Annotated in this window: 14 protein-coding genes; 9 read left to right on the forward strand and 5 right to left on the reverse strand. The window is 61.2% G+C overall.

From position 1 onward, the window contains the following. Together PIN01S_RS15405 and PIN01S_RS15410 are read right to left on the reverse strand one after the other, a co-directional pair. Nucleotides 1–960, reverse strand: coding sequence for a hypothetical protein (locus PIN01S_RS15405; protein WP_084336569.1), 960 nt, complete (start codon nucleotides 958–960; stop codon nucleotides 1–3). An 89-nt stretch (nucleotides 961–1,049) separates the two neighbouring features. Then, nucleotides 1,050–1,955 carry a GlxA family transcriptional regulator gene (locus PIN01S_RS15410; protein WP_169715837.1) on the reverse strand — a complete coding sequence of 302 codons (906 nt, stop codon included), beginning with the start codon at nucleotides 1,953–1,955 and terminating at the stop codon, nucleotides 1,050–1,052. Between the two features lie 237 nt (nucleotides 1,956–2,192). Between PIN01S_RS15410 and PIN01S_RS15415 the strand changes: the two genes are divergently transcribed. Together PIN01S_RS15415 and nfi are read left to right on the forward strand one after the other, a co-directional pair. Next, nucleotides 2,193–3,329, forward strand: coding sequence for an acyl-CoA dehydrogenase family protein (locus tag PIN01S_RS15415; protein WP_084336572.1), 1,137 nt, complete (start codon nucleotides 2,193–2,195; stop codon nucleotides 3,327–3,329). 108 nt (nucleotides 3,330–3,437) lie between these two features. Further along, nucleotides 3,438–4,151 carry a deoxyribonuclease V gene (gene nfi / locus PIN01S_RS15420; RefSeq protein ID WP_084336574.1) on the forward strand — a complete coding sequence of 238 codons (714 nt, stop codon included), beginning with the start codon at nucleotides 3,438–3,440 and terminating at the stop codon, nucleotides 4,149–4,151. 3 nt (nucleotides 4,152–4,154) lie between these two features. Here the strand turns inward: nfi and PIN01S_RS15425 are convergent, their stop codons facing one another. Further along, the gene (locus tag PIN01S_RS15425; protein WP_084336576.1) at nucleotides 4,155–5,192 is read right to left on the reverse strand and encodes an NADP(H)-dependent aldo-keto reductase; all 1,038 of its coding nucleotides are present in this window, start codon (nucleotides 5,190–5,192) and stop codon (nucleotides 4,155–4,157) included. A gap of 275 nt (nucleotides 5,193–5,467) precedes the next feature. Here PIN01S_RS15425 and rplM point away from each other — a divergent pair, with 275 nt between their 5' ends. From rplM to PIN01S_RS15460, 7 genes are all read left to right on the forward strand, one after another. Beyond that, entirely contained in the window at nucleotides 5,468–5,896 is a 429-nt protein-coding gene (rplM, locus tag PIN01S_RS15430) for a 50S ribosomal protein L13 (RefSeq protein WP_084336578.1), read from the forward strand. A gap of 14 nt (nucleotides 5,897–5,910) precedes the next feature. Beyond that, complete coding sequence (rpsI, locus tag PIN01S_RS15435) at nucleotides 5,911–6,303, forward strand: 30S ribosomal protein S9 (protein WP_084336580.1); 393 nt, start codon at nucleotides 5,911–5,913, stop codon at nucleotides 6,301–6,303. 250 nt (nucleotides 6,304–6,553) lie between these two features. Beyond that, nucleotides 6,554–7,147 carry a ubiquinol-cytochrome c reductase iron-sulfur subunit gene (gene petA / locus PIN01S_RS15440; protein WP_084336582.1) on the forward strand — a complete coding sequence of 198 codons (594 nt, stop codon included), beginning with the start codon at nucleotides 6,554–6,556 and terminating at the stop codon, nucleotides 7,145–7,147. After that, on the forward strand, nucleotides 7,147–8,358 hold the full coding sequence (locus tag PIN01S_RS15445) for a cytochrome b (protein WP_084336584.1): 1,212 nt from the start codon (nucleotides 7,147–7,149) through the stop codon (nucleotides 8,356–8,358). The genes petA and PIN01S_RS15445 overlap by 1 nt, the downstream gene beginning before the upstream one ends. Further along, the gene (locus PIN01S_RS15450; protein ID WP_084336586.1) at nucleotides 8,358–9,137 is read left to right on the forward strand and encodes a cytochrome c1; all 780 of its coding nucleotides are present in this window, start codon (nucleotides 8,358–8,360) and stop codon (nucleotides 9,135–9,137) included. The genes PIN01S_RS15445 and PIN01S_RS15450 overlap by 1 nt, the downstream gene beginning before the upstream one ends. 84 nt (nucleotides 9,138–9,221) lie before the next feature. Continuing rightward, nucleotides 9,222–9,839 carry a glutathione S-transferase N-terminal domain-containing protein gene (locus PIN01S_RS15455; protein ID WP_084336588.1) on the forward strand — a complete coding sequence of 206 codons (618 nt, stop codon included), beginning with the start codon at nucleotides 9,222–9,224 and terminating at the stop codon, nucleotides 9,837–9,839. Nucleotides 9,840–9,855: 16 nt separating this feature from the next. Further along, nucleotides 9,856–10,272 (forward strand): ClpXP protease specificity-enhancing factor, encoded by a 417-nt coding sequence (locus PIN01S_RS15460; RefSeq protein WP_084336590.1) that lies wholly within the window; start codon nucleotides 9,856–9,858, stop codon nucleotides 10,270–10,272. Between the two features lie 57 nt (nucleotides 10,273–10,329). Here the strand turns inward: PIN01S_RS15460 and PIN01S_RS15465 are convergent, their stop codons facing one another. Together PIN01S_RS15465 and PIN01S_RS15470 are read right to left on the reverse strand one after the other, a co-directional pair. Beyond that, the gene (locus PIN01S_RS15465) at nucleotides 10,330–10,860 is read right to left on the reverse strand and encodes a BON domain-containing protein (RefSeq protein WP_084336592.1); all 531 of its coding nucleotides are present in this window, start codon (nucleotides 10,858–10,860) and stop codon (nucleotides 10,330–10,332) included. Beyond that, nucleotides 10,857–11,450, reverse strand: a complete 594-nt coding sequence (locus PIN01S_RS15470) for a phosphoheptose isomerase (RefSeq protein WP_084336594.1) — start codon at nucleotides 11,448–11,450, stop codon at nucleotides 10,857–10,859. The genes PIN01S_RS15465 and PIN01S_RS15470 overlap by 4 nt, the downstream gene beginning before the upstream one ends. Between the last annotated feature and the right edge of the window lie 11 nt (nucleotides 11,451–11,461).

Raw genomic sequence — 11,461 nt, forward strand, 5'->3', positions numbered from 1 at the left:
TCAGTTCCGCGCCAACTGCTCCTGCGTTTTCAGCAGCTTCTGCGCGTGAGCCACTTCCAGGGCCTCCATGGCGCTGATCGGTTTGATCGCCACGGCGCGCTTCAGGTGCTCCAAGACCTTTTTCTGCTCGTCGTCCCCATACACGTAGGTGAGGGCATTGGCGTATTCGTAGTGGCCGATGGGCAGGTCGTCGGCCTGCTTGAAGGAGCGGTTGAAGTACAGCTCCATCTTGTCCGCGCTGACCCCGTAGGTCATCCGGCCGACCATCTTGCCCACTTTGCGGATCACTCCGGCTTCGTAGCCGCCATACAGGGCCAGAGCGAAAGGCTGCTGCGGTTGGCGGGCGAGGAGGGCGTCCAGTTCCTTGGGAATCTGGCTGGTGTAGCCACGCTTGAGTACCACCGGAACTGACAGCTCTTCACCGAGGCGGGCCTTGGCATAGACCCGGCCGAACATGGCGACGATATCGGCCTGGACCAGTTCGCCGGCCTGGTCGGTGTACTCGATGACCTCTTCCAGCAGGCGATGTTTCTCCTCCTGGGTCGGCGCCAGGAACATGGCGTAGAGCACCTGGGCGAACATCGCCGGGACCTGCCCGCCAACGCCCAGCGCGAGGCCTTGCTCCTTGGCCTGGGCGAAATCGCCACGGAACAGCAGGCGCCAGACGTCCTGCAGCTTGGCCGCATAGGCTTCGGCTTCCTCCGGCTTGCCGGTGAAGCCGGTACCGCCGGCTACGGTCATCTCCAGGGCCTTGGGATTATGGGTGGCCGTCTCGATGACCCAGTCGGCATCCGGGAAGGGATAGTCGCCGAAGCCACGGGTCAGGCGCGGCCAGGCTTCACGCAGCTTGTCGCCGGAATAGTCGTAGGCGCTCTGGTCGTAAGGGAAGGGTTTCCACGAGGGATCGGCAACGGCGCCGACGCTGAAGAGCATCAGCAGGGCAAGCAGATAGCAACGCATGGCACGGACCTGTTCTTGTTGTTAGGAACGGGTCCGATCATAGGGCGGTACCCGGGCCAGCCAACCCATCCTTGGTTCTGTAGCCCGGCTCAGGCGGCGGTGTCCTTTTGCTGGAACTGGCGTCGGTATTGGTTGGGCGATAGCTCCGTGTGCTGACGGAACAGGCGGGCGAAGAAGCTCGCGTCGTCGTAACCCACTTCGTAACTGATGGTCTTGATGCTTTTGCGCGTCGAGGAAAGCAGGCTCTTGGCTGTTTCGATGCGTAACCGTTGCAGGTAGTGCAGCGGCTTGTCGCCTGTGGCGGCCTGGAAGCGGCGCATGAAGTTGCGGATGCTCATGCCGTGGTCGCGGGCCACGTCCTCGAAGCGGAACTTGTCGGCGTAGTGTTCCTCCAGCCATTGCTGAATCTGCAGGATGGTCACGTCCTGGTGCAGCTTCTGCCCGCCGAAGCCGATCCGGCCGGGCGTATAGCTGCGCTGTACTTCGTAGAGGATATCGCGTGCCACGCCCTGGGCGACGCCCGCGCCGCAGAAGCGTTCGATCAGGTAGATGTAGAGGTCGCAGACCGAGGTGACGCCGCCGGCACAGTAGAGATTGTCGGCATCCGACAGGTGCTTCTCGGTGTTCAGCAGCACCTGGGGGAAACGTTCGGCGAATTCGCGGAAGAAGCGCCAGTACGTGGTGGCCTCCTTGCCATCGAGTAGACCGGCCTGGGCCATCCAGAACACGCCGGTGGCTTCGCCGCAAAGGGTGCTGCCGGCCGCGTGCCGCTCACGCAACCAATCGAGGACCTGTGGATAACGCATGCAGAGCGCGTCGAAGTCGCCCCAGAAGGCGGGCAGGAGGATCACGTCCGCCTCGTCCAGCGGGCCGTCCACGGGCACCTGCACATGACTGAAGCTGCGCACGGGCTGGCCATCCGGGCTGACCAGGTGGATCTCGAAGGCGGGCGTGAGACCGAGGCCTTGCTGCTTGCCGTAGCGCAGGCTGGCCATGTGGAAGAAATCTTTCGCCTGCATCAGGGTGGAGGCGAAGACGCCCTCGGTGGCCAGGATGCTGACGCGACGCAGGGTGGCGGATGGTCTGATGGGCATGATTTTTATTCTTGTCGAGGGTGAAGCGGTCAATTAGCGGCTGGATCGTCTTATTTTTTGTCGCATGTGTCCAGTGCGACCGAGCGTTTGCTTGGCCTACAGTCGTGCCCAGCCAAGACAGCCATCAGGTGCCCCATCATGATTCCAAGAACCCTGTTCAGTTCGGACCACGAACTCTTCCGCGACAGCGTGCGTAAATTCCTCGAACAGGAAGCGGTTCCCTACCACCACCAATGGGAGAAGGACGGTCATATCGATCGCCAGCTATGGAACAAGGCCGGCGAGGCGGGGATGCTCTGCTCGCACATCCCCGAGGAATACGGCGGCATGGGGGCCGACTTCCTGTATAGCGCCGTGGTGATCGAGGAGATCAGCCGGCTCGGTCTTACCGGCATCGGTTTCTCCCTGCATTCCGACATCGTCGCGCCCTACGTCCTGCATTACGGCTCCGAGGCGCAGAAGCAGAAATACTTGCCGCGGATGGTATCCGGCGAGCTGGTCACTGCTATCGCCATGACCGAGCCAGGCGCCGGCTCCGACCTGCAAGGCGTGAAGACGACCGCCGTCCTGGATGGCGACGAGTACGTCATCAACGGTTCGAAGACATTCATCACCAACGGCTACCTGGCCGACCTGGTAATCGTCGTGGCGAAAACCGACCCCAAGGCCGGCGCCAAGGGCACCAGCCTGTTCCTAGTGGAGGCGGGTACGCCAGGCTTCGCCAAGGGCAAGCGCCTGGAAAAGGTGGGCATGAAGGCGCAGGACACCTCCGAGCTGTTCTTCCAAGACGTCCGTGTACCCAAGGAAAACCTGCTCGGTCAGGCAGGGATGGGCTTCGCTTACTTGATGCAGGAGCTGCCCCAGGAACGGCTGACGGTGGGGGTCGGGGCTCTGGCTTCGGCCGAGGCGGCATTGAAATGGACACTGGACTACACCCGCGAGCGCAAGGCGTTCGGCAAGGCCATCGCCGATTTCCAGAACACCCGCTTCAAACTGGCGGAGATGGCGACCGAAATCCAGGTCGGGCGAGTCTTCGTCGACCGTTGCCTGGAATTGCACCTTGCCGGCAAGCTGGATGTGCCGACCGCGGCGATGCTCAAGTACTGGGGAACCGATCTGCAGTGCAAGGTGCTCGACGAGTGCGTGCAGCTTCACGGTGGCTACGGTTTCATGTGGGAGTACCCGGTCGCGCGGGCCTGGGCCGATGCGCGGGTGCAGCGGATCTATGCCGGCACCAACGAGATCATGAAGGAAATCATCGCCCGATCGTTGTGATGGGGTCGATCCTGCCGGTGCGGCTAGGCGCCGGCAGGCTGTTCTCGCGACGAACCTGCCGGTAGTGTGCCCGTCCAATGCTTTGGATTTCGGGAGCACAGGCCAGGCATGACCACACCCCTCACGCAGATCGAACCTTTCGCCGGTTGGGACGGCAGCATCGCTGGTGCGCGGGCGTTGCAGAAGGAGCTGGCCGAGCGTGTCCGGCTGGTCGACGACTATCCGCCGCTGCATCTGCTGGCCGGGCTCGATGTCGGGTTCGAAGAAGGAGGGAGCGTGACCCGGGCGGCGGCCGTCCTGCTGGATGCCCACACCCTGGCGCCGATCGCCACCAGCCTGGCCAGGATTCCCACTCGCATGCCTTATGTGCCGGGGCTGTTGTCTTTCCGCGAACTGCCTGCGCTGTTGCAGGCGCTGGGTGAACTGCCGGCGGTTCCGGACCTGATCTTCGTCGATGGCCATGGGATCGCCCATCCCCGGCGCCTGGGAATCGCCGCACACCTGGGCGTGGTGACAGGACTACCGACCATCGGCGTGGCGAAGAAGATTCTGACGGGCAACCACGAAGAACTGGGGCTTCAGCGGGGCGACAGGGTCGACCTGCTGGAGAAGGGCGAAGTGATCGGTACGGTGCTGCGCAGCAAGGACGGGGTGCGCCCGCTGATCGTTTCGCCGGGCAACCGGGTCAGCCTGGCGAGTGCGCCGAGCCTGGTAATGGACTGCCTGACCCGCTATCGCCTGCCCGAGCCGACCCGGCTGGCGGATCGGCTCGCGTCACGACGGGACGCCGGCAAGGCGCCTCGGCAGGGTGAACTGCTATAGGGCTCAGGGCGCCGGATTGGGCTGGGTTACGTGGATCGCCTCGATGGCGGTCAAAACCTCGTCCGACAGTTTCAACTCGGCACTGGCCAGGTTGCTTTCCAACTGCTCCAGGCTGGTCGCGCCGATGATATTGCTGGTCACGAAGGGCTGGCGAGTGACGAAGGCCAGCGCCATCTGGGCCGGATCGAGCCCGTGGGCGCGGGCCAGCGCTACGTAGCGACTGGTCGCCGCCACGCTTTGCGGGTTGTTGTAGCGCTGGAAGCGGCTGAACAGGGTCAGCCGCGCGTTGGCCGGGCGCGCGCCGTTCTCATACTTACCGGAGAGCATGCCGAACGCCAGCGGGGAATAGGCCAGCAGCCCGCATTGCTCGCGCATGGCGATCTCCGCCAGGCCGACCTCGAAGGTGCGGTTGAGCAGGTTGTAGGGATTCTGGATCGAAACCGCACGGGGCCAGCCACGGCTCTCGGCGAGTTGCAGAAACGTCATGGTTCCCCAGGGCGTTTCGTTGGACAGGCCGATATGGCGGATCTTGCCGGCCTTGACCTGTTCGTCGAGCACTTCCAGGGTTTCCTCCAGTGGGGTGAAGCGCTCTTCCCGGTGGCGATAGCCGAGCTGGCCGAAGAAGTTGGTGCTGCGCTCCGGCCAGTGCAACTGGTAAAGATCGATCCAGTCGGTCTGCAGGCGCTTCAGGCTGGCATCCAGCGCGGCGACGATGTGCTCGCGATTGTGTTTGGGGTTGCCGCCGCGAATGTAGTCGATACCGTTGCCAGGCCCGGCGACCTTGCTCGCCAGCACCCACTCGGCGCGATTACCGCGGCTTTTGAAGTAGTTGCCGATGATGCGTTCGGTGGTGGTGTAGGTTTCGGCTCGCGGCGGCACCGGATACATCTCGGCGGTATCGATGAAATTGATACCTGCGGATTTCGCTCGGTCGATCTGAGCGAAGGCATCGGCTTCCGTGTTCTGCTCGCCCCAGGTCATGGTGCCCAGGCAGAGTGCGCTGACCTGGATGTCGGTGTGCCCCAGACGTCGAAATTCCATCCTGCTTCTCCTCGGACATTGGGAAAACGCCCATCAAAGCAGGTTGCTATTTTCGTAGCAATCGGCATAATTCCGCGACTTTCTCGACGGGGATGCCTAGCCCGTTCGAAAAAACAGGTAGGGGATGCCTAGCCTACCGAACCCCGCCGTAGCGGACGCGCTGACCCGAGCCCCCGACAGCGTCTGTTTCCGGCTGCCTTTGACCTTGTCAAAGCAAGCACTATTCAGTAAGATCCGCCGTCTTATTTTCAGGGCGGCCCCTGAGGCTATAACGAATGAAGACTTTTACTGCTAAACCGGAAACCGTCAAGCGCGACTGGTATGTCGTCGACGCTGCGGGTCAGACCCTGGGTCGTCTGGCCACTGAAATCGCTAGCCGCCTGCGTGGCAAGCACAAGCCTGAATACACTCCGCACGTGGATACCGGCGACTACATCGTCGTGATCAATGCCGAGCAGGTTCGCGTCACCGGTGCCAAGACCACCGACAAGATGTACTACTCCCACTCCGGCTTCCCGGGTGGCATCAAGTCGATCAACTTCGAAAAGCTGATCGCCAAGGCGCCCGAGCGCGTGATCGAGACCGCGGTCAAGGGCATGCTGCCGAAGAACCCGCTGGGTCGCGACATGTACCGTAAGCTGAAGGTGTACAAGGGTTCCGTCCACCCGCACACCGCTCAGCAGCCCCAAGAACTGAAGATTTAACGGAATAGTTCATTATGTCGGCGACTCAAAACTACGGCACTGGCCGTCGCAAGACTGCAACCGCACGCGTTTTCCTGCGTCCGGGTACTGGCAACATCTCCATCAACAACCGCAGCCTGGACAAGTTCTTCGGCCGTGAAACTGCCCGCATGGTGGTTCGCCAGCCGCTGGAACTGACCGAGACCGTCGAGAAGTTCGACGTGTACGTCACCGTCATCGGTGGCGGTGTCAGCGGCCAGGCCGGTGCGATCCGTCACGGTATCACCCGTGCGCTGATCGAGTACGACGAGAGCTTCCGCAGTTCGCTGCGCAAGGCTGGCTACGTTACTCGCGATGCCCGTGAAGTCGAGCGTAAGAAGGTTGGTCTGCGTAAAGCGCGTAAGCGTCCGCAGTACTCCAAGCGTTAATTCGCTGCTACCTTCAAAAACGCCCAGTCTCCTTTGGAGCTGGGCGTTTTTTATGGGCGCAAAATATGTCTGCGACAACTTGCCGCATCGCTGGACGCCCCGTGGTACAAGGCTTGGACCGGTTCTGAAATAAGTTATTACCTTGTCAGAAAAGGGGCTTTTCTTTACCATTTGGCGAATTTTTTGCGCGGCTCGAATTTTTACTTAGAGGCCTGAACAACAGGCCACAAAGCTGATGGGAGACGACTGAATGAGCAATGACGGCGTGAATGCAGGCCGGCGTCGCTTCCTGGTGGCAGCCACTTCAGTGGTGGGTGCTGCCGGAGCGGTAGGTGCTGCGGTTCCGTTCGTGGGGTCATGGTTCCCCAGTGCCAAGGCGAAGGCCGCTGGTGCACCGGTGAAGGTGAATGTCAGCAAGATCGAGCCGGGCCAGCAGATGGTGGCCGAATGGCGTGGTCAGCCTGTCTTCATCGTGCGCCGCACCGAGGAAATCCTGAGCAATCTGGAAAAGATCGCCCCGAGCGTGGCCGATCCGGAGTCTCAGAAATCGGTCCAGCCCGAATATGTGGACCCCAAGGTGCGCTCGATCAAGCCGGAAATCCTGGTGCTGGTCGGTCTGTGCACTCACCTGGGCTGTTCTCCTTCCTTCCGTCCAGAAGTGGCTCCGGCCGATCTGGGGCCGGAGTGGGTGGGTGGTTACTTCTGCCCTTGCCACGGTTCCCGCTATGACCTGGCCGGCCGTGTCTACAAGTCGCAGCCCGCGCCCTTGAACCTGCCGGTGCCGCCGCACTCGTACGAGTCGGATGATGTAATCGTCGTCGGTGTGGACCAGGAGAAAGCCTGATGAGCAAATTCATGGATTGGGTCGATGCGCGCTTCCCCGCGACCAAGATGTGGGAAGACCATCTGTCCAAGTACTACGCCCCCAAGAACTTCAACTTCTTCTATTTCTTCGGTTCGCTGGCACTGCTGGTGCTGGTCAACCAGATCCTCACCGGCATCTGGCTGACCATGAGCTTCACGCCGTCCGCCGAAGAGGCCTTCGCCTCCGTCGAGTACATCATGCGCGACGTGGAGTACGGGTGGATCATTCGCTACCTGCACTCCACCGGGGCCTCGGCGTTCTTCATCGTGGTCTACCTGCACATGTTCCGCGGTCTGCTCTATGGCTCGTACCAGAAGCCGCGCGAGCTGGTGTGGATCTTCGGCATGCTGATCTACCTGGCGCTGATGGCGGAAGCCTTCATGGGCTACCTGCTGCCGTGGGGCCAGATGTCCTACTGGGGGGCCCAGGTGATCATTTCCCTGTTCGGTGCCATCCCGGTGATCGGCGATGACCTGACGCAGTGGATCCGTGGTGACTACCTGATTTCCGGTATTACCCTGAACCGCTTCTTTGCCCTGCACGTGATCGCTCTGCCGATCGTGCTGCTCGGCTTGGTCGTGCTGCACATCCTGGCACTGCACGAAGTAGGTTCGAACAACCCGCTGGGTGTGGATATCAAGAAGACCAAGGACGAAGCCGGCGTGCCGCTGGATGGCATTCCGTTCCATCCGTACTACACCGTGAAAGACATCGTCGGTGTGGTGGTGTTCCTGTTCGTCTTCTGTGCCGTTGTGTTCTTCTTCCCGGAGATGGGCGGTTACTTCCTCGAGAAGCCCAACTTCGAAGTGGCCAACGCATTCAAGACGCCTGAGCACATTGCTCCGGTGTGGTACTTCACCCCGTTCTACGCCATCCTGCGTGCGGTTCCGGACAAGCTCATGGGTGTTATCGCCATGGGTGCGGCCATCGCCATCCTGTTCGTGCTGCCGTGGCTGGATCGCAGTCCGGTCAAGTCCATGAAGTACAAGGGCTGGTTGAGCAAGATCTGGCTCCTGGTGTTCTGCATCTCCTTCGTCATCCTCGGTGTGCTCGGCGTTCTGGCTCCGACCCCTGAGCGTACCCTGTTGTCGCGGGTGTGCACGTTCCTGTACTTCGCCTACTTCATCCTGATGCCGTTCTACACCAGGATGGAAAAGACCAAAGCGGTTCCGGAAAGGGTGAATGGCTGATGAAAAAGCATTTCGCTGCATTGATTCTCGCTGCACTGCCAGTCTTCGCCTTTGCTGCGGGTGGTCATGTCGAGCTGGACAAGGTCGACATCGATCTGACCGATAAGGCCGCCATGCAGGATGGCGCGCGTACGTTCGCCAACTACTGCATGGGCTGCCATAGCGCTCAGTTCCAGCGTTATGAGCGCGTTGCCAAAGACCTGGGTATTCCGGAAGAGCTGATGCTGGAAAACCTGGTCTTCACCGGCGCCAAGATCGGCGACCACATGAAGATCGGCATGAAGCCTGCTGATGCCAAGGTCTGGTTCGGTGCCGCTCCGCCGGACCTGACACTGGTTGCCCGCGTGCGTGGCAATGACTGGCTGTATACCTACCTGCGCACTTTCTATGAAGACCCGGCCCGTCCGTGGGGCGTCAACAATAAGACCTTCCCGAACGTCGGTATGCCGAACGTCCTGGCACCTCTCCAAGGTCGCCAGGTGATCGGTTGCAAGCAGGTACAAGTGGTCGATAACGGCAAGAAGCAGTTCGATCCGCTGACCGGTACGCCGATCACCCACGAGGCATGCGATCAACTGACCGTGGTCCCGAAAACCGGCAAGCTGAGCGAGTCGGAGTTCGATGAGAAGGTCAAGAACCTGGTGACCTTCCTGGCCTACTCGGCTAACCCCGTGAAGCTGGAGAGCCAGCGCATCGGTACCTACGTGCTGCTCTACCTTGCCTTCTTCTTCGTGTTTGCCTATTTGCTCAAGCGCGAATACTGGAAGGACGTTCACTGAAAACCCAGCCGTTTCTGGCTGTGACGCGCGCGCCCGCTTTGGGCGCGCGCGCTTTTTTGCTTCTTGATAAGCGAGGAGGACGCCATGGGCGTGACCAATAGGTTGGCCTGTTATTCCGACCCCGCCGACCACTACTCCCACCGCGTACGTCTTGTGCTCGCCGAGAAGGGTGTCAGCGCCGAAATCATCGATGTCGAGCCGGGGCGTTGTCCGTCCAGGCTGGCTGAGGTGAACCCCTACGGCAGCTTGCCGACGCTGGTTGATCGTGACCTTGCGCTGTACGAATCCACCGTAGTGATGGAATATCTGGACGAGCGTTACCCGCATCCGCCCCTGTTGCCGGTCTACCCGGTGGCGCGTGCGAACAGTCGGTTGCTGATGCACCGTATCCAGCGTGACTGGTGTGCCTTGGTGGATCAGATTCTCGACCCGCGCAGCAAGGAGGCGGTTCGTGTCCAGGCGCGCAAGGAATTGCGGGAAAGCCTGACCGGCGTATCGCCCCTGTTTGCCGATAAGCCGTTCTTTCTCAGTGAGGAGTTGAGCCTGGTGGATTGCTGCCTGTTACCGATTCTCTGGCGCCTGCCTGTGCTGGGAATCGAGCTGCCGCGTCCGGCCAAGCCCTTGCTGGACTACATGGAACGGCAATTCGCCCGCGAGGCCTTCCAGGCCAGTCTGTCCACCGTCGAGCGCGATATGCGCTAAGCCGAGGAGGCTCCTGATGAAGTCCAGTCGTCCCTATCTGGTTCGTGCCCTTTACGAGTGGATCGTCGATAACGATTGCACGCCCCATCTGCTGGTGAATGCCGAATTTTCCGGTGTTCAGGTGCCGCCTGGTTTCGCTAGCGACGGGCAGATCGTGCTGAACGTTTCTCCCAGTGCCGTACGGCATCTGCATATGGATAACGAGGCTGTCAGCTTCGAAGGCCGCTTTGGCGGCGTTGCGCACAGTCTCTATATACCGACCTCTGCGGTGCTGGCGATCTATGCCCGTGAGAACGGGCAGGGCATGGTGTTCGATCTGGAGCCTCCGATTCCGGAGGAGGATGACGAGGAACCCGGTCCGGACGACGATGGCCCTTCCGGCGGCGAGCCGCCGCGACCCAGTGGGCGGCCCAGCCTGAAGGTGGTCAAGTAACGAAAAAGGCGATCCGAGGATCGCCTTTTTCGTGCCCGTCCCGGAGCGGGTGATGAGTCAGTCCGTGTATTCGAACAGCTTGACGATCTTCTGTACGCCGGACACGCCTTGTACGAGGTTGGTGGCGCGGGCGGCTTCCGGGCGTGTGACCAGGCCGAGCAGGTAGACGATACCGTTCTCGGTGACGACCTTGATACGGGAGCTGGCGATGTTGCTATCGGCCAGCATCTGCGTCTTGATCTTGGTGGTCAGCAGGGTGTCGTTGCTGCGTGCCAGTGCCGAGGAGGGCTGTATGACTTGCAGCTCGTTGTGCACCTTGCGCACGCCCTGTACCGAGCGAGCAGCCCGCTCAGCCATTTCCTTGAGTTCAGCGCGTGGGGTCTGGCCTGCCAACAGGACTACGCCGTTGTAGCTGGTCACCACGATATGCGACGAGTGGACCAAGTCCTGGTGGGCCTCGGCCATGTTGGCCTCGACCCGGCCAGGGATGAACTGATCGTCGATCTTCTTGCCGATGGTGCGGCTACCGCAGCCGCCCAGAACCAGGCTGAGGGCCAGGACAAAAAGGATCAGCGGGTTGCGCATCATTCTTCACTCCCGAACAACTGACTATCGATGAGATCGCACAGGCAATGGATGGCCAGCAAGTGCACTTCCTGAATGCGTGCGGTGACCTTGGACGGCACGCGGATTTCGACGTCTTCGGGAAGAAGCAGGGAGGCCATGCCGCCGCCGTCTCGGCCAGTCAGTGCCACGACCACCATCTCGCGATCGTGTGCGGCCTGGATGGCCTGGATGACGTTTGCAGAGTTGCCGCTGGTGGAAATCGCCAGGAGCACGTCGCCCGGTTGGCCGAGCGCGCGAATCTGCTTGGAAAAGACTTCGTTGTAGCTGTAGTCGTTGGCGATCGAGGTGATGGTCGAGCTGTCGGTGGTCAGGGCCACGGCCGGCAGGCTCGGACGTTCGCGCTCGAAGCGGTTGAGCAGCTCGGAGGAAAAGTGCTGGGCATCGCCGGCGGAGCCACCGTTGCCGCAGGAAAGGATCTTGCCCTCGTTGAGCAGGGCATGAACCATGACTTGGCTCGCCTGCTCGATGAACGGTACGAGAACTTCCATGGCCTGCTGCTTGGTGTCGATGCTGGCCTGGAAGAGCTGGCGGATACGGGATTGCATGTCCATCAGGTAAGTGA

It is taken from the genome of Pseudomonas indica NBRC 103045 (assembly GCF_002091635.1).
GTDB classification, from domain to species: Bacteria; Pseudomonadota; Gammaproteobacteria; order Pseudomonadales; family Pseudomonadaceae; genus Pseudomonas_M; species Pseudomonas_M indica.

Excerpts from the sequence above, each read along its gene's own strand:
- PIN01S_RS15450 (WP_084336586.1), top strand. The coding sequence starts at position 8,358 with ATGAAAAAGCATTTCGCTGCATTGATTCTCGCTGCACTGCCAGTCTTC.
- PIN01S_RS15405 (WP_084336569.1), bottom strand. The coding sequence starts at position 960 with ATGCGTTGCTATCTGCTTGCCCTGCTGATGCTCTTCAGCGTCGGCGCC.
- PIN01S_RS15415 (WP_084336572.1), top strand. The coding sequence starts at position 2,193 with ATGATTCCAAGAACCCTGTTCAGTTCGGACCACGAACTCTTCCGCGAC.
- PIN01S_RS15455 (WP_084336588.1), top strand. The coding sequence starts at position 9,222 with ATGGGCGTGACCAATAGGTTGGCCTGTTATTCCGACCCCGCCGACCAC.
- nfi (WP_084336574.1), top strand. The coding sequence starts at position 3,438 with ATGACCACACCCCTCACGCAGATCGAACCTTTCGCCGGTTGGGACGGC.
- rpsI (WP_084336580.1), top strand. The coding sequence starts at position 5,911 with ATGTCGGCGACTCAAAACTACGGCACTGGCCGTCGCAAGACTGCAACC.
- PIN01S_RS15470 (WP_084336594.1), bottom strand. The coding sequence starts at position 11,450 with ATGGACATGCAATCCCGTATCCGCCAGCTCTTCCAGGCCAGCATCGAC.
- PIN01S_RS15445 (WP_084336584.1), top strand. The coding sequence starts at position 7,147 with ATGAGCAAATTCATGGATTGGGTCGATGCGCGCTTCCCCGCGACCAAG.
- rplM (WP_084336578.1), top strand. The coding sequence starts at position 5,468 with ATGAAGACTTTTACTGCTAAACCGGAAACCGTCAAGCGCGACTGGTAT.
- PIN01S_RS15425 (WP_084336576.1), bottom strand. The coding sequence starts at position 5,192 with ATGGAATTTCGACGTCTGGGGCACACCGACATCCAGGTCAGCGCACTC.
- petA (WP_084336582.1), top strand. The coding sequence starts at position 6,554 with ATGAGCAATGACGGCGTGAATGCAGGCCGGCGTCGCTTCCTGGTGGCA.
- PIN01S_RS15465 (WP_084336592.1), bottom strand. The coding sequence starts at position 10,860 with ATGATGCGCAACCCGCTGATCCTTTTTGTCCTGGCCCTCAGCCTGGTT.
- PIN01S_RS15410 (WP_169715837.1), bottom strand. The coding sequence starts at position 1,955 with ATGGCCAGCCTGCGCTACGGCAAGCAGCAAGGCCTCGGTCTCACGCCC.
- PIN01S_RS15460 (WP_084336590.1), top strand. The coding sequence starts at position 9,856 with ATGAAGTCCAGTCGTCCCTATCTGGTTCGTGCCCTTTACGAGTGGATC.